Genomic DNA, 22,901 nt, shown 5'->3' with positions numbered 1-22,901 from the left:
TTTCAGATACTTACAAAACTGATCAGATTCGAAACCGTAGGATGGTCATTCCCGCCAGCGGGTTCAATGGTGATATTTAAGGATTCAGCATCCTCTATGTATGTCATTACGATCATTTCAGATTTCTTCGGAATAACACCCATATCGATCATCTCGCCTTCCACATCGGCCCAAAGCTGGTAGTCCTTGTCCGCCGGAAGCTCGGGTAAGCCGGAAGCATTCAGAATAACTGTTTTTTCTGAATGATTCACGTAACTGATCGCTGTAGCTTCAGGAAGAAGATCATTGCCCTTCATGATAAGCTTTTCAGTTTCGGCACTGTTAACCGCTGAAAGCCATTTGTTGGTTGCTTCAATATCTTTCTGAAGATTATCCTTTTCCTCAAGTAATAAATTGTTTTGTTCTTTAACAACCCGGAGATCTTCCTGTATACCATTCATCTTCTGGTACAACCAGAATGAACTTAGCATAAATAAAGCTGCAATGGAGGCTGCAATAGCTGTGTACGTTCGAACAGGTTTAAGAGGTTTTATCTTAATGATCTTTTCGTCGGAATTCATTTGCAACTCACGAAAAACAGCCTGCTTCACATTCTCCGGCGGCGTAAGAGCATTCTCTATAGCCATAGTTTCCAGATCCTGTTCCAACTGATCCAGCTGAGCTCGTAGGCTCGAGTCTCTGCTCAAGGCTGCTTCAATTTCTATGACCTCATCTTTGGAAAGCTCTCCCAGTAGATAACGTTCCAGCATGCCGCTCTCTATTATGTCATAATTCTCCTTCATAGTATCCTCTCAAATATAAAAAGTCCAAGGAAGGACAAAAGTTCATACGATTTTCTCAGGTTGGTCAGTGCTTGTCTTACATACGATTTGAATGTTCCCAGGGGCACTCCCATTTCTTCGTGCGCCTCCCTGTGCGTCATACCTTTGAAATAAACCAGCTCAATTGCCTTTTGGTGATGCTCTTCAAGCTGTTTCAAAGTTCCATTCAATCGGGTAAGATCAATCGCGGTTTCACTTTGATCGTCCTCCTTATTTTTATATACACTCAAATCCTGATTTTGGATGAGCTCAGGCCGATTTCGTAGTGAATTTAATGTTGTGTTTCTGGCAATTCGATACGCCCAGGTGTAGAATCTTCCTTTTTCCGGATCGTAGGAATCACTCTTCTCCCAGATCTTTACAAAAGTTTCCTGCAGCAGGTCCTGGGCATTGGCCTCGTTCCTGCAAATTCTGATGATCACTCCGTATAAAGCAGCGGAATACTTGTCATATAAAGAAGACAAAGCGCGTTCATCACGAGCTTTCAATTGGTTAATAAGTGTTAATTCTTCCGACATTAAGGGCTAGACTGTTAAGAAACTGATAAAAAAGTAAGGTTGCCTCATCCAAAGTATCAAGTTAGTGTAAATGTAATCGAACCTTGACAAACAAATGTATAATTACTAAAAAAACAGAAACATGAAAAAGTTAATCCTAATTTTAACAACTATCCTTACAGTCGGACTATCGCAGAATGCATTCGCTCAGAAGCAAAGCATCGTAGATATAGCTGTATCAAACAACGATTTTTCAACACTTGTAACTGCTCTTAAGGCAGCTGACCTGGTAACCGCGCTACAAGGTGACGGACCCTTCACCGTTTTTGCACCAACAAATGCAGCCTTCGGTAAGATCGATTCTAACACCTTAAACAGTTTACTAGAGCCAAAAAACAAAGGAACACTAACTTCCATTCTAACCTATCACGTAGTACCTGGAAAACTAGCCGCTGCAGATGTTGTAGCTGCTCTTGAGAAAGGGAATGGGATGGCAAAGGTAAAAACACTTAGTGGAGCTACTCTAGTAGTAGTGCAGAAGAACGGAAAGATTTGGTTGAAAGATGAGAATGGTAACTACAGTGAAATCACTGCTACCGATGTCATGGCAAGTAACGGAGTAATCCACGTAATTGGAGACGTGGTAATGCCGAAATAGTAGCGTTTTAAAGATTGCTATGAAGAAGAGCCCTCTGAAGCCTCGTGCTAAGGAGGGTTTTTTATTGTAATAGTTTTAATTCTGAAGTTAGATTGGCCCTTGCCTTCTCTTCATACTTCTCATAGAAATGATCGGTTTTGTAGATCCGGTCCATCGACAAGAACTTCTTCACCAATTTCATTCTTCCCTTTCTGTATATCCCGCCCGGAACCAATTTGTATTCCTTTCTTATACCATCTGTATATTGCTGGTATTTTTCTTCGGAAGCACCCAGGATAGCAAGATCGGCATCCAAAAAGTAGTTGCTGTCCATATCTTCCGAAGTTTTGTGGTGTTTGGTAGCCAGGATCTGATCCCTGCATTTTTCTATCTTTTCTTCAGAAACACCGATATCCCTCAGTCGTTCGGACGCTAATTCGGCACTTTTCAATTCGTTCTTATAACTAATTGACGAATAGATGATGTCGTGATAGTATAGGCTAAACATCAAAATATGCCAGTGTGATATTTTATGTTTTACTTCTGAAAGCTCGTTTAACAGATACTGAAGATGTTTGAGAGTGTGGTAATGTCGCTGTTTTCCTGAATAAGCCGATTCGACTTCGCGCCAATATGGGAGGGTTTCGGACTTCGATAGACCAAATTGAGAGAAAGTTTCGAAAAACTGTTTCTGCAGGTCCACGACTTCCATTTTATGTTTTATCCGACCAAACGGCCAATTCATTACCGGAAGGATCGGAGAAGTGAAATCTGCGTCCCCCGGGGAATGAAAATATTGGTTTTAGTATAGTTCCTCCCGATGATGCAATTGTGGCTTCAATAGTTTCGAGATCTGAATGATATAGGATTACAAGCGCTCCGTTGGTGACGGGAGCTTCAGAAAGTTCAAAACCGCCATACACACCGCTCTCGTTAAAGGAGGTGTAGTCCGGACCATAATCTGTGAAGTTCCAGCCGAAACATTCAGAATAAAACTTTTTTATCACTTTCAGGTCCCTGGCTTTAAATTCTATATAATTGATATGGTTGTTTGTCATAGTTGTTTTTGTTTGAAGGATTCTCGGTCATTCCTCTTCTTCCTCATCCATCAATATAGATAGTTCCTCTATCTTTAGATTGCTGAGTTCGGTCATTGCGCCTAAATATCTAATCCCCATAAAGTGTCCGCGGTTGCCTTTGGAATACATCTCACTTTGAAACCTTCGGTATTGGATCCAGGCGCGATGATGTGAAAGAAACTCTTCTTTTAAACTATCATCGGAATAGGTAGAAAGGTAGTCACTTAGTTTTGCATTCAGAATTGAGTCGGTTTGCTGAAATTTTATATTGTAGCAAATACGCGCTTCCCGATTCGAAATGATTTCATCGCAATCAATAGGGCCTATATCCTCCATGTACGCCATTGCGGCGAGTCGTTTGGCATCGGCATCGAATTGAGCTACTGCAGGTGTGATGGTACACGCCAGGCACACAAAAAGGAATAGTCTTGATTTCACAAAAAAAATAGCTAAGCAAAAAGAATTGTTAGACTTCATGCTTAGCTAAAGATAACTAAAATTGTATTTGTTCCGACCCATTAAACCCAATCCGGATCGGGATTCGATTACGACTTATCCTTCGTGAAGCCGTAGAGGTTTTGATGAATGAAATCCTGTGGGAACTTATCATCTCCTTTAAATCCTATTTCAATAGTACCACTGTCTTCAGGGATATAGTTTGTTTTAAATATATAATCCCAAAGACTTAAGCTAATTCCGTAATTCACACCGTGCGTGCCCTTAGGAAGGTGATACGCGTGGTGGTACAAGTGCATTACAGGATTGTTGAAGATATATTTGAGCGGACCCCAGGTAATCTTGATATTGGCATGGTTTAAATGGCCAATAGCAATAGTGATGAAATGTACAATGTACGCCTGTTCAGGTTCAAAACCACCTAAGATCATAACACCGAAGGTTTTAAGAGGTTTGTACAATACGTTTTCCATCCAGTGATAGCGTAAATGCGCAGCAAAACCCATTTCTTTCACACTGTGGTGCACCTTGTGAAAATTCCACAGGAATTTATAACGGTGCAGGAGTACATGTGTGAACCATTGTACAAAATCCAGGATAATGAAGAATACAAACAACTGCAGATAGGGTGACCAGTTGGCCATGTCTATTATGGCAAAAGATTTTGCAGTTACATTGAACTCGCCAAATAGGACTCCAAGTAACTCATACACTCCACTTATTACAATGGCGAATATGAAGAAGTTAAAGAACATATAGAAGGCATCCAGCCAGAAGTCTCGTCTAAAGATAGCCTGGTCCTTCCTCCATGGGAAAGCGATCTCCAGTAGCCATACAAAAAGCGAAATAACTACCAGGCCCCAGAAATAATTAGTATACCAGGGCACATCGAAGGTAATGGCATCCCAGGTCCAGTTAAGGGTATTAATAAAAGAATTTACAAATGCGTCTAAATATTTTTCCATTTCAATTAAATTTTTCAATCTGTTAGTTCATACCAGTCAATATCGGTTAGGACTTCACGCCTACCTTTTTTCTTTGGTGGATAATTGGTCACTAAATAGTTAACAATTATCTCCTGGTTTTTCCCCAGGTCCCAGAGATTTTGTGTTTCCTGCATCCATACAATAGTTGCATTCCAGCGTTCAGTGTTCATCCTGTTCTGAGTTACTATTTTCGCTGAATGACAAGCCGTACAGTTATTTACAACTTCCATAAGGCCATCAGCTTCAACCAGTCCAGTTCGAACGTGTATTCCATTCTCAATGAGATTCTCATCTATTACTTCCGGAATTTCCACTACGGCCTCGTAGGGTGCAGTTGGATCCAATGCATTCGGATTTACCATTAAATAGATCATTCCGCCCCCAACCACAACGCACATCGCGAATACCAGGAATAACATCTGGTATACTTTGCGCACATTTGACCGAAAGGAAGGTTCCTTACTCATTTACTTCACTTTTACGGCAATTCGATGACAGGCATTATTCAAATACCCTTTGGGGTTCCAGCCCGGCAATAGCATAGGCTGCGAAGTGCCTCTGCTGTCTGTGGCTCGCGCCCAAACCTCATAATATCCTTTCTTCGGAAATTTCACTTCCGCCGAAAAATGTTGCCAAGCTAAACGATTCGCCGGCTTTTCAACGGCACATTCCGTCCAGGTTGATCCGAAATCAATGGAATACTCCATTTTAGCCACTTCCAATTCCCCGGCCCAGGCATGCCCTCTTATCTTCAATGCTTTGTTCTTACTTATCATGGCTCCTGTTTTAGGGTAGGTGATAAGTGACTTCACAGGCATGGATTCAATAATACACATATCCTCATCTTTCACCTTTTCACCCGGCGCAACCGGCTCACATGGTACTCGATATGCGGTACCTGTCATTTTTGTACCGTCGTGTACCTTATCTCTTATACTGATCCTGTTTACCCATTTCCCGGAAACAGAAGCAGGCCAGCCACCCGCCACCAGGCGAAGGGGATAACCATGAACCAGAGGAATATCCTCTCCATTCATCTTAAAGGCCAGTAAGGTTTCATCCTGAAGCGCCTTGGCCATCGGGCAACCTCGCGAAATTGGTTCTTTCTTAGGGTCACCGCTCAAATGTTTATCAACAGCGTGATATCCAATATACACGGCATTGCTTTTTATGCCAGCATCTTCCAGTACATCCCGTAAACGAACTCCGGTCCAGGATGCGCAATGTACGGCACCCACTGTCCACTGATTTCCTTTAGCAGGCGGGTCGAATTCACTTCTTCCGTTACCACCGCATTCAAGGGCGAGTTGATAAGTGTGCTGTTCGAACTTCGATTTCAATTCTGAAAGTGTATAAGTCTTTTCCCTCGTCACGGATTCCCCATCGATGGTAAGTGTCCAAGAGGCCGCATCTATTCCTTCAGGGACGTGTCCATTATTCCTAATGAACATTTTGGCGTTCGGCGTAATTTTATCATCAAGCAAATGTGCCTGCGCTTCGATATTCCATGGCTTGTCGTTTAGAACCACCATTTCAGGATGCTTGTTGAACATCTTGAATGGATCCGGATCCTGAAGCGCCAATGGAATATAGCCTTCCAGTAATTTCGACCCATATACGATTTCCGCTCCTATAACTGCTGTTAGGGACGTTAGGGTCGCTTTTTTTACGAAATCTCTTCTCTTCAATTTTTCTAATTATGGTGGTTATAATTCGATTCCACAAGATACGATATCTTAAAATTTCGCTATGTAACTATTGTTACAATTGGTTGGAAAATCCTTTAAATATTCTTTTGAGATCAATGTGTATTTATCAATACCGTATTTCGATACAACCTGATCCAATAAAGATGTTCTCACCACGAGTATTAAATCGATCATCTCATTTTCCGTTGCTTTCTTCACTGCCAATTTTGCTGATTCAAATAATCCTTCATCTCGCAATTCGAGCTTTCCAAGTTCGTCGATAATTATAATTCCTTCTGAAATATCTGTTGCCTTCTTGAGAATGGCATTTGCTTTACTGAATGCCGATCGAAGGAATCTGAAACGTCCTACCTCTATCGCGTCTTCTTCCCCGGAGCCTGCCTCCATTCGAAATTCACGTTTGTTAGAAATATCCAGGAAGTAGCGTTCACCCGGCGCGTTTCCGGGACTTAAAATTCCATAGCAGTCCTGTCGGTCCTTCGCCCAGTCAAGGAGCGCTGTACTCTTTCCGGTCTCGATGTCACCACTAAGGATATAGATCATGATTCCGAAGGATTAAAGTAAACACTATATACTATGCTACGAGCAATAAAATGCTGGAAACGATTCATTCCTTTTAACGATCTACTATCCTTCCAGGCGTACTTCAATATAAGCCTCAGATGTGGTAAAAGACTCAAGGTATTCTGTATGTCCTCCTGATAGGCGGAACGTCGTCGAGATAACAGCTTCTGAATCCCTTTCAATAATAGTGGTCCTAAAAGCAGGTACCAGCATACGAGAATTAAGGCACTGCGCGCCACGAGATATAATCCTGCCTTCCAACCATAAAATTCAGAATTAAAAAAGAGTAATGGAAGAAGGATGACAAGAAGGGCAATAGCCCAGAAGATCAGAATTTTACCGGATGGGCTTTTTGATTTTTTCTGCTGAATAATAGCTGTGTGCGCATCCATCCATTTCTCCTGATCCATTACTTCTACCGAACGCATCAGCGTCATCGTGCGCAGAATAACGATTCCCATGAAAATCCCGGCAATAGCGTAGAATATAACATAGGACCAGATAAGCGTTCTTGAAGACAATACCGGATCCAGGAATGATACTTTTTGGCCCACCCAGGAACCATAAACATCTACTGCATCCCAAAGGGATTCCCCGTAAATTATAGTAAGGGTGAGTAATTTCTGTAAAGCCGATTCAAGAAATGTTAGCAAGCCCAGAACGAGTACTGTGATCTTGTTTACCTTGAACAAAGAATACAATAACATACCCATAAAGGCCTGGAAGGATACTGCTAGGTATGAAGTGACAGGAGAATGAGGACTCACACTTAATTTCACCAATAACACAATAGTTAATGCTTTCAGGAGTGCCGGCCAAACCGACTTTCCATTTGCGGCGATCAAAGTGATCAATAAAATAGAAATACCCCCTACCAGGATCCCGGTAAAAGGTGAACTGATGGCATGCATGAATCCTCCAAGGCCACACTCATTCAGGGCCCAGAGTGCTGTAAGCCTTTCAACAACCAGATTATTCTTAGATATTTCAGTATTGATATGAGAAGAAATCACACCTTAAATGTAACGGATTCACAAACTAATTGCACAAATTTATTCCTCTGTGTAACATTTGTTACGTTGCCCCTCAACAAAACCCATTATTTTTTCGCATTGAAAATTCAACAGGTATGTCATTGATAAAAAAAGATTTCGAAACAAGATTTACAGCAGGAGCATTTATTGTAGCCGCATTATTTATTATTTTGGGTTGGGCCTTGTCCTCTCATAACATTAACGAATATATTGTCGCTTCCGATTTTGAGGCCATAGGCGAAAATGTATGGTACTGGATTTGGGTATACCGGGTATTCATCTTCGGATGGGTGATTTTTGGTATTGCCATAATGGCTTTAACAACAAGTCTGACCAGAAAGCCATATCGGGTGATCGCCTTACCGGGAGCCGGACTGATTGTGATTGGTACCTTTTTCCTCGCTATTGCCTATGCCTATTACTATAACTACGGCGCATGGGGTGTTGGGATGACTGCTGGGAAGTCGGCAACAGAAATTCAGGAATTCATGGACAATATTCTTTATACCAATCAGTATGTAACCTGTTTTATTCGTTTCGGTCGAGTATTTTCCGGACTAGGGATGCTGCTCCTTGGGTATGCATTTGTAAAATGGAGGCTGGTGCCTCAATTATTGGGATGGTTTACTGCACTTTTCGGACTAGCTGCCATGGCAATCATCATGGGGCTTCCCGAATACTACGAATACTACAAACCTATGGTCTTCATCAAGATCTTCTGGATGGTAGTAATGGGTATAGTACTTCTGAAACGCGGCGTTCATTTGCCGGAATCAGAAAATAAGTAACAGTAGTTTACCGTCTAAAACAAACCGCTGATATTACCTTCGGCATCAATGGTTATTTTCTCGGCGGCAGGTGTTCCTGGTAGTCCTGGCATTCTCAATATGTTTCCTGCAATAGGTATAAGGAAACCTGCTCCCGTGGCTATTTCGAACTCGCGAATGTGAATATCGAAATGCGCCGGACGACCCAGTTGCTTTTCATCATCACTGAGACTCTTTTGTGTTTTCGCCATACAAACAGGTAGCCTGCCATAACCAAGGTCTTCAAAGCGCTTGAGTTGTCGTTTGGCTTTGTTCGTAAGTATAACGTTCTCGGCGCCATAGATGGTAGAACAGATCTTTTCCATTTTCGTTCTTGGTGAATCATCCAGCGAGTAGGTGGGTGTGAACTTGTTGTTACAACTCGCGCTGGCTTCCACAACAATCTCCGCCAGGTCGGTACAACCTTTTCCACCATCGGCCCAACCGTTACTCAAAGCGACAGGAATTCCAAGAGATTTACAATGATCCATCAAAGCCTGTTTTTCAGCTTCGGTATCACTGCTGAAACAATTTACGGCTACCACAACCGGTACTCCGAAACTCTTCAAACTGGAAATATGACGTTCCAGGTTAGGGAATCCGGCTTTTAGCGCGGCTGTGTCTTCGTTCGTTAATTCTTGTAATGGTTTTCCTCCGTGGTATTTCAGCGCTCTGATCGTGGCTACTAAAACGATGGTTCTTGGAGATAATTCGGCCTCACGGCATTTGATGTTCATGAATTTCTCCGCACCCAGGTCGGCACCAAAACCGGCCTCAGTGACCACATAGTCTCCCAGGCTAAGTCCCATCTTTGTTGCGATAATGGAGTTTGTACCCTGTGCAATATTTGCAAATGGCCCCCCGTGAATAATGGCAGGGTTTCCTTCCAGTGTTTGAACCAAATTAGGTTTGATGGCGTCTTTCATTAATACCGCCATGGCACCTTCTGCATTCAGGTCCCGTGCATAGACAGGCTTGCCTTCCCAGGTATCTCCTACGTAAATACTTCCACATTTTTTCTTCAGGTCTTCGAAATCCTTGCTTAAACAAAGTATGGCCATTATCTCAGAGGCTGCCGTGATATTGAATCCTGTTTCCCTGGGGATACCGCCGGGTTTTCCGCCCAGGGCCGCCACGATGTTCCGCAGTCCGCGGTCGTTCATATCCATACAACGCTTCCAGAGTACAGTTCTTGGATCGATGCCCAGGTTCCTTGTCTTACTCTGAATATTGTTCTCTATCAATGCGCTTAAAAGATTGTTTGCCTTTTCAATGGCGTGGAAATCTCCTGTGAAGTGAAGGTTGATATCTGCCATAGGGATCACCTGGCTCCATCCACCACCAGCGGCTCCACCTTTTATCCCAAAAACAGGTCCCAAACTGGGTTCGCGGATCACTGTTACGGCTTTCTTACCGATCTCACACAAGGCATCTCCTAAACCGATGGAAACCGTTGTTTTTCCCTCACCTGCCGGGGTAGGTGTAATGGCAGTCACGAGGATGAGGTTGTTATCATCTACTTTCTGTTCATCAATAAGGCTAAGTGGTAACTTGGCTTTATTGGTTCCGTAGAATTCAAGATTTTCTTCTGAAATGTCGAGCTTGGTGGCAATGTCGCGAATGTGCTCTTCCTTTACGCTTTGTGCAATATCTAAATCGGTCATAATATGGTTCTAGCCGAAGATTCCTTCGGAAATTAATGCTGTAAAATTAGTTTTTGGTCATTGGTTGTTCAATGACCTAGGTCATATTGGTTTTTATGAATAGTTAACTTCAGAATAACTAAAAGTTAGCTTTTATCGTGATATTTCGAATGTACCGGTTTCACTAGCAAATTAGCGATCAATCCAATTAGCAACAGTCCCGCCATAAGATACATCGTTAAGCTATATACTTCCGCAGGCGGTTTACCAAGCTCTTCGATCTGGTATTCTCTGAGGTAGTTCAGCGTTACAGGCCCTACAATGGCCGCCAAACTCCACGCCAGCAGTAATCGACCGTGAATGGCTCCTACTTGTTTCGTTCCAAACATATCCCTCAGATAGGCCGGAATTGTGGCAAATCCACCTCCATACATACTTATTATGATACCAAAGGCAGCATAGAATAGAACTACACTACCGATCTTCCCGGCATAGGGAACGGTTATATATAAGGCGATCCCGAGCAGGAAGAATATGGCGTAGGTACTCTTTCTTCCAATATAATCACTGAGTGACGACCAGAAGAACCTTCCTACCATATTGAATAAACTCAGTATACCAACAAACATGGCAGCAGCGGTTGCGTCTACGGCCAGTTCGGCACCAACGCTACTCACACTAAACATCTCCTGTATCATCACGCTGGCCTGCCCCAGTACACCGATACCCGCGCTTACGTTCATCAAAAGGACGGTGAACAGCAACCAGAATTGTGGAGTTTTCATTGCATTATCGACCAATACATTCTCAGAAGTGATCAACTTAGCCTGTTTTTTCTTTTCAGGATTGAAACCTTTGGGCTTCCATCCTTCCTGTGGAATACGAACGATAATGGAACCAAACATCATAAGGACGAGATAGATGAGCCCCATGGTAATAAAGGTTTCCATTACCCCGTTTGAAGTCGCGGTAGCGTAGTGCTCCATCAGTTTAACACTAAGCGGTGAAGCGATCATGGCACCACCACCAAAGCCCATAATAGCCATACCGGTGGCCATACCCGGTCTGTCCGGGAACCACTTGATCAGGGTACTAACCGGTGAGATATAACCAAGGCCAAGTCCAATACCACCAAGGAGTCCTGAACCAACATATAACAACCATAGCTGATGAAGGTAAATACCCAGAGCCGAGACAAGAAAACCTGAACTAAAGCAAAGTGCAGCCACGAACATGGTCTTTCTAGGACCTACGCGCTCCACCCACTTTCCAAAGGTGGCTGCAGAAGCTCCCAGGGTGAACAAAGCGATCGTAAAGATCCAGCCCAACTCGGTTAGCTTCCAGTCTTCAGGAATCTGTTCGGTAATGCCAATGACTTTTGTTAGTGGTTTATTGAAAACGCTGAAGGCGTAGATCTGACCTATACACAGGTGAATACTGAGGGCGGCAATAGGGACGTACCAGCGATTATATTTGTCTTTCGCGATACTCTTTTCCCTGCTGAAGTACGACATAGAATTCGAATTTCTGAAGGATCATCGGGTAACAGCCTGCTAAATACAAGCCACTACGAATTTGGTTGATCGTTGATTACAGGAACGAAGCTATGAAGTTGAAAAGGAGTATTCTATGACGAACGTCATGCTCAAAACAATGGGATTAATCTATGAGGTTAAGGAATTTAAGTCCGAAAATAAACGCTCCGTCTCCCACTCCGTTGAAGTTGGAACGAACATAGTCCAGTCTTAAAAACCTGAATTTTCCCCAACCAAGATTATCAAGACCCACTGAATATTCAGTATACGGTTTCCTGCTATCAATACTCAGCATATGGGCTCCTAATACCAGGTTGAAATTGAGCGAATTGACTCCCGGGATCTTACCGAGAACCCAGCCACGGAAATTGTGCTCCACGTGCCCTTCAAAATAACTTTGGTTGGTGCTGAGATCATAGTAGGGAAGGAGGTTGAAGACGTTTGAATAAGTTGAAGACGTTCCTACCCGTGTTTGATTGCCATTGAAATGCTGGTAATCGGCAAACGAAATATTATCTCCGTTAAAGAAAGTACCACCTTTCAGGCGGTAGACAAATCGCCCTTTATTTCCTAGGGAAACATACTGCGAGATCTGAGCCCTCAGCTGACTGAAATTATAGTCGCTAATTGAAGCACCCATACCATTCTCGAAAGTAAATTGCAGGCTTGGATACTTGTTGCTGCTCATATTGAATTTTCCATCAGGGTATTTGTAGTATTTCTGTCCGAAATTAATGTTAGCTACAACTGTTGATTTGATTATATCATGAGGTATGATATCGGGAAGAAAGATCTCAGAAACTCCCTGCCTCGGATTGTTTGGAGTATAGTCGACATCGTCATTGGGTATAGTAACGTAGTCTGTGGTATTAAAAAGTGGTTTTCTTTTCTCATAACCTAGATTTGCGCTTAGGCTGAGCCCGTTAAATACTTCCTGACTCCAAGCTGCATTCACATAGGTTAGGTCGTACACCTTCATATAATTACGCTCGAAGAAAAGTGTTGAGATGGTATTGATCACAGGACTTATGGGCTGTGATCTATTGAACTGTACCACTTCATTACCGCCATAAATTCCTATTCGCAGTCGGTTTGTTTGGTTGAAATTATAGACAACTCTACCGCTGGCCCTCACGCGATCGTCCGATATACCATAACGAATATTTGAAGTTACAGAAAGCCAGCGTGTTCGGTTCTCGTCATAGGATTTGAAATAGGACAGACCCACGCCGCCGTTCCATCCTTGTACCGTATTAAAATTTACTTCAGGCAACGGACCCTGGTAGCTGAGGTCCCATTTTTTATAGCGGTTCTGATAGGTGTATCCAAAAAGAATATCGAGTAAGCCCGGACGATTACTCTCTCTATCAAGGGAATCAAGATAAGGCTTGGATTTCCTCAATTGTTGGATACTGTCCTTTTTAATGTAGTCGTTTAACTCTTCATTGGTAAGAGGTACAGGCCGAATACCTTTCCAGAACAGACTGTCCTTTTTGTTCGCTTCAGGTTGAAAGTTAAGTACCTCGTTGGTAAAGGAACCCTTATCGAAACCAGGATCGAAATCGTAGTTGCTGTACACGGCGATAAACCTCCCATCACCATTAAATCCAAAGAATCCAAAGCCAAAATCTATGGTCTGGGATCGTTTCACCCAGAATTTGTTCTTGGTATCGTAGCTAAAATTCTGTATGAACACCAGGTCCTTTACAAAGGGGATCTGTATCGCTTCGCCATTGGTGGTGAGTTCTAGCCCGTATAACTGCCAGTCGTCTTCCACTATATAGATCACTCCTCTGAAAACCCTGTCCTTCGGCCTGCGTGGAGTAACAGTGATCTTGTTTATAAGTTTATCACCCTCGTAAAAGACTCCGTCGAGTTCGTACCTGTAATAACTAAGTGCGTTGTTAGCAATAGGTGAAATGATTGCTGCGTTGAGGTTTAAGTTGTTTTCATAAAAGGAAAATTCAGCATCCACAGCGGTATTAAAACTGAAGCCATTGTCGTTCCCACTTACTTTACTCGCAATGATGGTCTCTTTAAAGTCATCCGGTCTTCTGGATGCTATTTTCGAAATTGTTTCTGAAAGGTATACGATCCCTGTGCGCGTTGAATCCAGCTGTCCGTCGAAATCTCCCACTTCCTGGCCCATAAATTTTTCCGGGATGCTGTCTACCCGCCAGAGTCCGCGTGAGTAAAAGTCGGCTTTGAATTCAGCAATACGATCCAGGTTGGCTTTTCTCTGTGCAATAGTATTCCTAATTATCCTGTAAGCAGGATCTTCCGAAGCATCGATCACCACTGCGTCAAGGCTGGTAGTTTCCTCTTCAAGTGTAACATTCAGAATATATGGAAAGGAAGAAACAGAAATATTCTTTTTCACCCTGCTATACCCCAGAAATTGAAAAACAATGTTGTAATCGCCGTTTTCGGTTAGATCGAGTTCATAATTTCCATCCTCGTTCGAAGTTGTGCCGGAGTAACTATTCTCGAGGTAGATGTTTACGTAGGCCAGGGGCTCACCTTCGGTGTTAGTGACCTTGCCAACGATCTGGGCGGATAATGAATAGGTGAAAAGAAGACATGCAAGGAGGGTAGTGTATCTCATTCGGGCGTAATTGTTTCAGAAGTGAAAATAGAAAATTCCAACTTCAAGAATCTTAAAATTATGTTAGTTAGGAAAATCTTTTAACCGAAAGTCAACAATGATCAGTTATTGAAGGACTTCTTGATCCTGCTGAGATCACGTTTGGTGTCGCGATCCTTGATCGACTCCCGCTTATCGAACTGCTTCTTACCTCTACACAAGGCAATCTCAAGTTTGGCAAGGCCTTTGTCGGTGGTGAAAAGCAATAAAGGTATTATTGTTAGCCCCGTGTTCTTTACTTCTTTCTCCAGTTTTTTTAATTCTGAACGGTTGAGGAGAAGTTTACGTTCCTGTTTCGGATTATGGCTGTAATGCGAGGCGTGAGAGTATTCCTGAACCGTCATGTTTATCACGAATAATTCACCATTACTGAATTCACAGAAACTTTCGGCAATAGAGGCCTTGCCCTCGCGGATCGCCTTGATCTCGGTTCCGCGAAGTACAATACCTGCGACGTACTTGTCCAGGATCTCGTATTCGAAACGAGCCTTCCTGTTTTTGATCTGTACTTTCTTCTGACTTGCCATGGTGGGCAAAAATAGTATAAATTATTCTTCGGGAGCAGAAATCCTGTCGAGTCGAACAGGGGAGTAGTCTGTTTTTAATTCGCCATTCACCATTATCTTCTCAAAATAACACTTGGCGCCTACATCACTGAAGACATCAGGACCATCTTGAATATGTAGGTGAAGATGTGCTTCGGAAGAATTTCCGGAGTTCCCGCAATTTCCTAAAATCTGTCCTCTTTTCACCATCTGGCCTTCTTCCACTTTAACTGTGCCTTTTTCAAAATGTGCATAAAAGATGTATTCATCATTGCTCGTTTTAAGCACTACGGCATTACCTAAAGGTTGTGCGGCATTCATCGCCCCGGGTTTATTATCTTCAACACCGGTGATCACCTCGATAACTTCAGCATCACATACAGCGAAGATCGGTTGTCCGAAGGCAAAATAATCTTCATTACGGGTTCCGCTTCTTTCGTACGTCTTGTTATTCTTGCCAAGCACCAGGAAATCGAAAGCTCCCTGTTGTGACGGGAAATTCACGTGGTAATTCTGTGCCTTGGTGTCGCCACCCCAAACCGTGAACCATTTTCCCCGAAAGGGCATGCCAAGTTTGGTGGTGTTTCGTTCGAACTTAGGCGGTCTGCTTGCGGAAAAGGGCTTGAATAATAATCCGGAGATCTGCTCTTGTTCGTCCAGCGATATTTGAATGGTCTGTTTACCACGTTCGAAATGCCCAATGTAGATCTCTAACAGGCCTTCACTTTCTTTGAAGTCGAAACTCTTCATCATTCCATAGCGCGTTTGAAAGGAAGAAATGATCTGACTTGTCGTCTCCCGGTTAACCGCCTGTTTCATTTGTGCATTGAACAGGTCGAATATTGCCTCGGAGTTTTCATTGTTATAGGATTGTTGAAATTTCTCAATAACTGCCACATAAGCAGGTGTTTGAGCCATTTGTAGTTGGGTGTAGAGCAGCAATGCGAGCGCGAGTAATTTCATTGGTGTCATATTAATCGACAGTTCTAACTTCAACTTTAGCTAAGGTATCCGTTATGGTCACAACGTACAGACTGCTGTTGTCATTATCCTCCATATCCGGAAATTTTTGCGATCCCAAAAGTTTATTGGCCAATGGTGGAGTGGTATTGCTGTGGCCTACAACGAGTACCTTTTTGCCTTTAGTGTCATTTCTGAAATCTCGACTGAATACGTACTGAACTTCGTAGGTTATGATTTCCAGATCCTTTTTAGCTGCTGTTGGTTTTGCAGTGCCCAGCGTCCTTTTGTATCCCGTGGAATAGATGACATCCAGTTTTATACTGTCGAAATAGTTCTTCCAGCCCTCGGCCCGCTCTCGGCCTTTATCTGTTAGCATCGGGTCTTTATTATCCGGATCGCTTCTGTCCTTCTCCGCATGGCGAATAAGGTAATAAGTGGTGGATATAACTTCTTCTTCCGAAGTTGTTGTTTCGGCTTGCTGTTTGCATGAAATAAATAGTATAACTCCCAGCAAGGCGAATATAAAGGGTCTCAGCATACTCCGGATGTTTTCAGAAAGATACAAAATAGTCTATCACCCATGCAGCTTGCCGGGAATTCATTTTTCTGAAAAAAATAGTTGAAAGGATCGTCAGCTATTGCCAACTGTTGAAATGCCCTCCTTGCGGTTGTAAGGCATCGGAGGGTATTTTAAAAGTACTGGATTGCGGTCACTACAGAGTAGCTAACCATAAAGGCAGAAATACAGGCGATGTAAACAGCAAGGGGATAATTTCTCCGCACTCTCGCTACATCTTTTCGCAATACAATTTGTTTAAGTCTCATGATGATTGGTTTTAAAGATTGATATGCTATTTAGACGACGAGATATATCATTTTGTTACATGGTATTCTTCTGAAGTGTTGAAAATCAAGGACAAAACATCTCAGAACCCCAGTGAAATGGGGGATTCGGATGTTACTCGGATTTCGATGAAAAAATAGTCCGTGATCTGAAAAAACCGCAGGATGCGCGTAAGGAAATACAAATAACAAGAATTCTTACTATCTTAAGTGTTCTGAACGTAAATCAGCACTAATGGACATCCATCAAAAAGGCAATTCAAGGCGAACTTTCTTTCAACAAATAATATTAGGTGGTGCAGGATTGTACTTGTTTCCTTATCTGCAGTCATGTGATAATGGAAAGTATCCCGATATGATCAAAGGAAGCGGCAATCCGCCATTTAATGTTTGGGAGGAAATGATCTATGCATTGGAAAACAGTCCGGATCACTACCTCGCTCGTCGCGACAATCTTGTAAGTACCGGTGATATTAATGCAATGCGAGATTTCGTTGTAAATGACATAGGACTCCTGCCAAGTGATAAAGGATACTTCCGGAGTATTGCAGCTGGATTGTTATACGGTCCTGATGCAGCATTACGATGTGGTTTAGCCACTCCGAGGGAAAAGGCAGAGATACTGTGTAAAATGCTACAGGAAGCTGGAGTTGAAGCAAGGGTAGTATTGGAGACCGTTGATATGAGCGAGGAAGAGGTGAAATCAATTCTTTTCAATCCGGGGAAGGCTGATTTCGAACCTGCTGTAAAAGATTCGGATCTAAAACGGTGGAGAAAAGAACTTGGCAGCAATCCGGAAAATGGGACGGTAAAAGTAATGGAATCCCCTGTTGAAAAGGCCACGATCTTTGCAGATGGTCTACTGGAGAAATTAGATGATAAGTACAAACAGGTGGAGACAGAATCGAAATTTTATTTTTCAAACAGTGGCGTTCCAACTGTACTTTATACGGAAGAAGGAGTGGAAAAATACGCGCATATATTCGATCCATCCGTTCCCTTAGGATCATTACATCCCTCGAACAAGGATAACTATACTAGAGATGCTAAACCCTTGAGATCCATAGAAGAAGAGGTCTCTGTTACTATAAAGAGCACCAATGCGTTTGATGGTACCAAAGAAATCGAATTGATAAAAGGCTCGTGGAACGCATCAGATCTTGTGGGAAATCAAGTTAAGGTAAGTTTCCTGAATAATATGACATTCGAAGACCAGGCGGTTAAATCCGTATCGGACATTTCCACATTTACTCCCTGTTTGGCATTGCAAGCTATTCATAAGGACAGAGAGTATATGGAAGAACGTTCCTTTTTAGGTGAACCGATAACATTGGAAGGGGAAAAGGTCTTCTTAGAATTCGGACTACAGTCAAAAGGAGATGAACAAAGTGGAGATATTGGTGATGTAGTCTCTCTTGAGATAAAAGCCTTTCCAAAGACGTACCCTAAGGTGCGACTGGAGATATTTCCCAGAGATAACGAAGGTAAGATCGTGGAAGGTATAAAAGCGGGAAACTTTACTATCAGAGATAATAACAAACTTGTTACCGGTTTACTCCGTCAAAATATTGTGGCTCCAAGGATCATGTTATTGTACGACACGTCTTTAAGTATGCCGAATCAATATCGAGACGAAGGTATTACCGCATTTTTAGAAGAAACCCAAACTGCGATCCGGGAGACTTACCCACATGCCAGCATCAAATTGCAGGAAACAGGATCGCGAATATATACGGCGCATCTAAAAGCAGCACAAACCGAAAGTGATCTTATACTATATGCCACAGATGGTCATAACAGTGATAGTTTTAATCCTGATGATAAGCCCATTTTTGAATCGGGTCCGCCAACCTTATATCTTTATACTCGAGATACCGATAAATACATACAGGCTATCGCAGACAATACCGGCGGGATCATAATACCAGCCGAGGATCAACAGGCGACAATTCTTCAAATTCGTGAGACAATAAACGGCTTGGAATTTCCTCCCTACGTTTTCAACTATAACTCTGTTGAAGTTGATAAAGACCATTTGGTGGAGGTATCTGCGAAGGATAAAGTTTTAGGTGCCACGGACAACTTCAGATTTGCATCGAAATCTTCAAATGCAGTAGGTAAAAGGCTTACAGGAATCTATATGGATATTAAAATCGGGAATAGAAGTCCGATCAGGCGGGTACTCGCAGGGTGGGATAATTATTTGGATTCCTATGCTGATCCAACTCCCGAAATGGCCAATGACGTTCATGAATTGCTTCTGGGAGGCGTTGTAATTGCCTTCGAAAGAGAAGGGGCGAGCGAATCCATAAGGCTTTCGGAGTATTTGAAAACATTAATGAGCAACAAAGCGTGGTTCGAAGCTGTTCAGGCAGGAGACAATGCAATGGCACTTGAAAAGTTAAGCCAGGGCACCTTCGATTATCCCGCGATCTTTCTCAATACCATGCAACCGATCAAGAACAATATTTCCAAGGAAAGTATAACATATCCCAGTGGATACAGGGTGGGTATAATAAAATTTAAACCTGCATATTTTTCGGAAGCTTCTGAGGTAACATTCGATTATCTTCCAACTTCGGAATACAAATCATTGACCCCTAGTGGAAGAAACGCCTTCATTGAAACAACCAGAAAGACGGCTCAGCTGGCCCTATTGGAAGAAGAAATATTTGATAAGACCGCAATGTCCGAATTGAAAGACTCTAAGCTGGTACTGAACCAGGACGTTTCGCGTGAAGAGGAGTACAGTAGCAGGGTCCTTGCCGAAAGATACAATTACTTCAGGGAAAAGGTATTTCGAGGAGGTGTGCTAAAATTATTTGACGCTTCAGCAGTAAACAAATCATTCTGGCGTATTGATCCGAAGACAGGTGAACTTTATGGTGTGCTGCCTGATGGAACAGGTGGAGGTGGGAATTCACACTATGAACAATTACAGCATCTTAAGGCCGTAGTAGATGAATATGAGAAAGTTGTGGCAAGAATGAATCTCGGAATGGGAATTGCCGGTGTGGGTGGCCTAGCAGTTGGAATCGTCGCAACTTACAGCCTAACCCTGGTGCGTCTTTATGCATTCGCATCCGAGGCCATAATCTTAATGGATGCTTCTAATCTGGATGAACAGATCGCTCAGGCACTTCAAGAGTTAGCGTGTAATGTATACAAAGAGATCTTGTATACTACTTTAGGCCCCGTGGGAGAAGGAATGAATGGAATTGAAAACTTGATCGGGTCAATGGGTGGAGACTTTTCCTTTGTTAGTTGCTGATAAATCATGTCCGATCGGGAAGTCCTCATTTGAGAAAATGTATTCTTCAGAAAAATAAACAAACCGCCCGCTACTCAAAAAGCAACGGGCGGCAACTAACCAACCAATGGGTTTTTATGGAACCCTAACCAATTTTATGAGTTCACGAGGTCACTTTGATTTCTGAAGACCAGTGAATCGTTGAAACTGTCAATGAGGATGATACTGTCTGTAGTAACTGTTCCTGCAAGAATTTCTTTCGACAGCGCATTCAGTACTTCTTTCTGAATCACACGTTTTACAGGCCGCGCACCATACTGAGGATCAAATCCTCTTTCGGCGAGAAACGCGATTGCTTCATTGGTCGCATCCATCGTGATCCCCTGCTTCGCAAGCATTTTGGTAACCCCTTTGAGTTGTAGTCCGACGATCTCCGTGATATCACTTTTGTTCAATGGCGTAAACATGATGATGTCGTCTATCCTGTTCAGGAACTCGGGTCTAACCGACTGTTTCAGCAGTCCGAGTACTTCCACTTTCGCCGTCGCCATAGCCGTATCCAGATCTTTCATATTCTCGAATTGTTCCTGGATAATATGACTACCCATATTGCTGGTCATAATGATGATGGTGTTTTTGAAGTCGGCTACCCGTCCTTTATTGTCGGTAAGCCTTCCTTCATCGAGTACCTGCAACAGTACGTTGAAGGTATCCGGATGCGCTTTTTCAATTTCATCAAGCAATACAACACTATATGGCTTCCTGCGAACTGCTTCCGTTAGCTGTCCGCCCTCATCATAACCCACATATCCCGGAGGTGCTCCCACGAGTCGACTCACGCTGTGTCGCTCCTGGTATTCGCTCATATCGATACGCGTCATGGCGTTCTCATCGTCGAATAGGTATTCTGCGAGGGCCTTTGCCAATTCGGTTTTACCAACTCCAGTTGTTCCCAGGAACAGAAAGGAGCCAATTGGCTTCTTAGCATCTTGTAGTCCAGCCCTGCTTCGTCTGATGGCGTCGCTTACTGCTACGATAGCCTCTTCCTGGCCAACCACTCGTTTGTGCAGTTCTTTTTCCAACTGTAAGAGCTTCTCGCGTTCGCTTTGCAGCATTTTGGTAACGGGAATACCCGTCCATTTAGCGACTATTTCAGCGATATCGTCGTTGGTAACCTCTTCTTTTATCATCGAACTTCCCTGCTGAAACTCGGCAAGCTGTCCTTCAAGAGTAGTCAATCGCTCCTGTGTCTCCTTGATCTTGCCGTATCTAAGTTCTGCTACCTTTCCGAAGTTACCTTCACGTTCCGCTTTTTCCGCTTCAAGTTTGAATTCTTCTATCTCTTTCTTGGCATTCTGGATATTATCCACCACTTCCTTCTCACTCTTCCACTTGGCATTGAGCTCGTTGCGCTCTTCTTTCAGATTCGCTAAATCCGAGCGTAATATTTTTAGTTTGGATTCGTCCTTTTCACGTTTTATCGCCTCGATCTCGATCTCGAGTTGCATGATCTTTCTGTCCAGCACATCCAGTTCTTCGGGTTTCGAATTGATCTCCATCCGAAGTCTTGCTGCGGCTTCGTCCATAAGGTCGATAGCCTTATCCGGGAGGAAACGATTGGTAATGTACCGCTGGGATAGTTCAACCGCAGAAATGATCGCCTCGTCCTTGATCCGAACTTTGTGGTGTGTTTCGTATTTTTCCTTGATACCGCGAAGAATTGAAATAGCCGACTCGGTATCGGGCTCATCCACCATTACTTTCTGGAACCTGCGCTCCAGGGCTTTGTCTTTTTCAAAATACTTCTGGTATTCGTCCAGGGTTGTCGCACCAATGGCACGTAATTCTCCCCTGGCTAAGGCAGGTTTAAGAATGTTTGCGGCATCCATGGCTCCCTGACCACCCCCGGCACCCACTAATGTGTGAATTTCATCGATAAAGAGAACGATATCACCATCACTTCCCGTTACTTCTTTGATCACTGCTTTCAGGCGTTCTTCGAATTCCCCTTTATATTTAGCACCTGCGATCAATGCACCCATATCCAGGGAGTAAATTTCTTTGGATCTCAGGTTCTCAGGAATATCACCATCTACGATACGATGCGCCAGACCTTCTGCTATAGCGGTTTTACCCGTACCGGGTTCTCCCACTAGCATTGGGTTGTTCTTAGTTCTACGTGAAAGAATCTGAAGGATCCTACGAATTTCTTCGTCTCGTCCAATTACCGGATCCAGCTTTCCATCACGCGCCAGTTGATTCAGGTTACGAGCGTATTTATTAAGGGAATTATAGGTGTCTTCTGCGCTGGCCGAGGTAACTCGATCTCCTTTACGGAGTTCATCAATAGCGGCTTTTATACCTTTTTCGCTCACCCCCTGATCCTTCAAACTCTGGGCGATGCTGGTTTTCGATTTAAAGATAGCCAGAAGCAGGTGCTCTATACTTACGAACTCGTCATTCATCTTTTTGGCGATGATGGATGCTTCGTTGACCGTTTTACCTGCTTCCCTTGAAAACATAAGGTCACCACCGCTCACTTTCGGGTAGCTCTCCAGTTGTTTTTCAAGGACCTTTTTGAGTAAGTCCAGGTTTACGTTTAGTTTTTTTAGCAGGAAGGGAGCAACATTTTCATCTACCTCGAAGATAGCTTTCAGCAAGTGGTCATTCTCGATCTGCTGATGCTCCATGCTTTGCGCAAGCTGCTGTGCTTGCTGCAGTGCTTCCTGTGATTTTATAGTAAAGTTATTTACGTTCATAGCGATTATATTATTCTAGCATTGCTGCTCGTGTGTTGTAATTTTTGAATGGGTAGGTCAAATCTTACGCCAAGATTATTTTGAGACATTTTGACCGATTTCTTCGGAATTTAAACGACAAAATGGCGCT

At 43.1% G+C, this 22,901-nt stretch carries 21 protein-coding genes; 3 read left to right on the top strand and 18 right to left on the bottom strand.

Annotation, left to right across the window (positions count from 1 at the left end):
* Nucleotides 1-2 precede the first annotated feature (2 nt).
* Both J1N09_RS07245 and J1N09_RS07240 read right to left on the bottom strand, forming a co-directional pair.
* A complete protein-coding gene (locus J1N09_RS07245) occupies nt 3-782 on the bottom strand; it encodes an anti-sigma factor (protein ID WP_265199310.1) in 780 nt (259 codons plus the stop codon).
* Nucleotides 779-1,339 carry an RNA polymerase sigma factor gene (locus J1N09_RS07240; RefSeq protein ID WP_265199308.1) on the bottom strand — a complete coding sequence of 187 codons (561 nt, stop codon included), beginning with the start codon at nt 1,337-1,339 and terminating at the stop codon, nt 779-781. Before J1N09_RS07240 ends, J1N09_RS07245 begins: the two co-directional genes overlap by 4 nt.
* Nucleotides 1,340-1,460: 121 nt before the next feature.
* On the opposite strand from J1N09_RS07240, the gene J1N09_RS07235 reads away from it, so the two are divergent.
* Nucleotides 1,461-1,976 (top strand): fasciclin domain-containing protein, encoded by a 516-nt coding sequence (locus J1N09_RS07235; protein ID WP_265199306.1) that lies wholly within the window; start codon nt 1,461-1,463, stop codon nt 1,974-1,976.
* Nucleotides 1,977-2,037: 61 nt separating this feature from the next.
* Here J1N09_RS07235 and J1N09_RS07230 read toward each other — a convergent pair whose 3' ends face one another.
* From J1N09_RS07230 to J1N09_RS07195, 8 genes are all read right to left on the bottom strand, one after another.
* Nucleotides 2,038-2,667 (bottom strand): hypothetical protein, encoded by a 630-nt coding sequence (locus J1N09_RS07230; protein WP_265199304.1) that lies wholly within the window; start codon nt 2,665-2,667, stop codon nt 2,038-2,040.
* Between the two features lies 1 nt (nt 2,668).
* Complete coding sequence (locus J1N09_RS07225; RefSeq protein ID WP_265199302.1) at nt 2,669-3,013, bottom strand: VOC family protein; 345 nt, start codon at nt 3,011-3,013, stop codon at nt 2,669-2,671.
* A gap of 27 nt (nt 3,014-3,040) precedes the next feature.
* The gene (locus J1N09_RS07220) at nt 3,041-3,472 is read right to left on the bottom strand and encodes a lysozyme inhibitor LprI family protein (protein WP_265199301.1); all 432 of its coding nucleotides are present in this window, start codon (nt 3,470-3,472) and stop codon (nt 3,041-3,043) included.
* A gap of 107 nt (nt 3,473-3,579) precedes the next feature.
* Complete coding sequence (locus J1N09_RS07215; protein WP_265199299.1) at nt 3,580-4,455, bottom strand: sterol desaturase family protein; 876 nt, start codon at nt 4,453-4,455, stop codon at nt 3,580-3,582.
* 14 nt (nt 4,456-4,469) lie between these two features.
* Complete coding sequence (locus J1N09_RS07210; protein ID WP_265199297.1) at nt 4,470-4,943, bottom strand: monoheme cytochrome C; 474 nt, start codon at nt 4,941-4,943, stop codon at nt 4,470-4,472.
* Nucleotides 4,944-6,164, bottom strand: coding sequence for a sulfite oxidase (locus J1N09_RS07205; RefSeq protein WP_265199296.1), 1,221 nt, complete (start codon nt 6,162-6,164; stop codon nt 4,944-4,946).
* A 48-nt stretch (nt 6,165-6,212) separates the two neighbouring features.
* Nucleotides 6,213-6,728 carry a hypothetical protein gene (locus J1N09_RS07200; RefSeq protein ID WP_265199294.1) on the bottom strand — a complete coding sequence of 172 codons (516 nt, stop codon included), beginning with the start codon at nt 6,726-6,728 and terminating at the stop codon, nt 6,213-6,215.
* Nucleotides 6,725-7,762 carry a hypothetical protein gene (locus tag J1N09_RS07195; RefSeq protein WP_265199292.1) on the bottom strand — a complete coding sequence of 346 codons (1,038 nt, stop codon included), beginning with the start codon at nt 7,760-7,762 and terminating at the stop codon, nt 6,725-6,727. Before J1N09_RS07195 ends, J1N09_RS07200 begins: the two co-directional genes overlap by 4 nt.
* A gap of 116 nt (nt 7,763-7,878) precedes the next feature.
* Here J1N09_RS07195 and J1N09_RS07190 point away from each other — a divergent pair, with 116 nt between their 5' ends.
* On the top strand, nt 7,879-8,571 hold the full coding sequence (locus tag J1N09_RS07190) for a hypothetical protein (protein ID WP_265199291.1): 693 nt from the start codon (nt 7,879-7,881) through the stop codon (nt 8,569-8,571).
* A gap of 14 nt (nt 8,572-8,585) precedes the next feature.
* Here J1N09_RS07190 and J1N09_RS07185 read toward each other — a convergent pair whose 3' ends face one another.
* From J1N09_RS07185 to J1N09_RS07155, 7 genes are all read right to left on the bottom strand, one after another.
* Nucleotides 8,586-10,253: a formate--tetrahydrofolate ligase gene (locus J1N09_RS07185; RefSeq protein WP_265199289.1), complete on the bottom strand. Its 1,668-nt coding sequence runs from the start codon at nt 10,251-10,253 to the stop codon at nt 8,586-8,588.
* Between the two features lie 125 nt (nt 10,254-10,378).
* A complete protein-coding gene (locus tag J1N09_RS07180; protein ID WP_265199287.1) occupies nt 10,379-11,746 on the bottom strand; it encodes an OFA family MFS transporter in 1,368 nt (455 codons plus the stop codon).
* Between the two features lie 145 nt (nt 11,747-11,891).
* The gene (locus J1N09_RS07175) at nt 11,892-14,372 is read right to left on the bottom strand and encodes a DUF5686 and carboxypeptidase regulatory-like domain-containing protein (protein WP_265199286.1); all 2,481 of its coding nucleotides are present in this window, start codon (nt 14,370-14,372) and stop codon (nt 11,892-11,894) included.
* Nucleotides 14,373-14,473: 101 nt separating this feature from the next.
* Nucleotides 14,474-14,938 carry an SsrA-binding protein SmpB gene (smpB, locus tag J1N09_RS07170; RefSeq protein ID WP_265199285.1) on the bottom strand — a complete coding sequence of 155 codons (465 nt, stop codon included), beginning with the start codon at nt 14,936-14,938 and terminating at the stop codon, nt 14,474-14,476.
* A 21-nt stretch (nt 14,939-14,959) separates the two neighbouring features.
* A complete protein-coding gene (locus J1N09_RS07165; RefSeq protein ID WP_265199284.1) occupies nt 14,960-15,919 on the bottom strand; it encodes a peptidoglycan DD-metalloendopeptidase family protein in 960 nt (319 codons plus the stop codon).
* A 10-nt stretch (nt 15,920-15,929) separates the two neighbouring features.
* Nucleotides 15,930-16,457: a SixA phosphatase family protein gene (locus J1N09_RS07160; protein WP_265199283.1), complete on the bottom strand. Its 528-nt coding sequence runs from the start codon at nt 16,455-16,457 to the stop codon at nt 15,930-15,932.
* A gap of 152 nt (nt 16,458-16,609) precedes the next feature.
* On the bottom strand, nt 16,610-16,744 hold the full coding sequence (locus tag J1N09_RS07155) for a hypothetical protein (protein ID WP_265199282.1): 135 nt from the start codon (nt 16,742-16,744) through the stop codon (nt 16,610-16,612).
* Between the two features lie 253 nt (nt 16,745-16,997).
* On the opposite strand from J1N09_RS07155, the gene J1N09_RS07150 reads away from it, so the two are divergent.
* Nucleotides 16,998-20,033 (top strand): hypothetical protein, encoded by a 3,036-nt coding sequence (locus tag J1N09_RS07150; RefSeq protein ID WP_265199281.1) that lies wholly within the window; start codon nt 16,998-17,000, stop codon nt 20,031-20,033.
* Between the two features lie 134 nt (nt 20,034-20,167).
* Here the strand turns inward: J1N09_RS07150 and clpB are convergent, their stop codons facing one another.
* Nucleotides 20,168-22,771: an ATP-dependent chaperone ClpB gene (gene clpB / locus J1N09_RS07145; protein ID WP_265199279.1), complete on the bottom strand. Its 2,604-nt coding sequence runs from the start codon at nt 22,769-22,771 to the stop codon at nt 20,168-20,170.
* Nucleotides 22,772-22,901: the final 130 nt, after the last annotated feature.

Origin of the sequence: Aureitalea sp. L0-47 (assembly GCF_026126405.1) — a bacterium.
In the GTDB taxonomy this organism is placed as follows: Bacteria; Bacteroidota; Bacteroidia; order Flavobacteriales; family Flavobacteriaceae; genus Pukyongia.
Note: the sequence above shows the minus strand (reverse complement) of the source record. Positions and strands in the feature narration are given on the sequence as shown.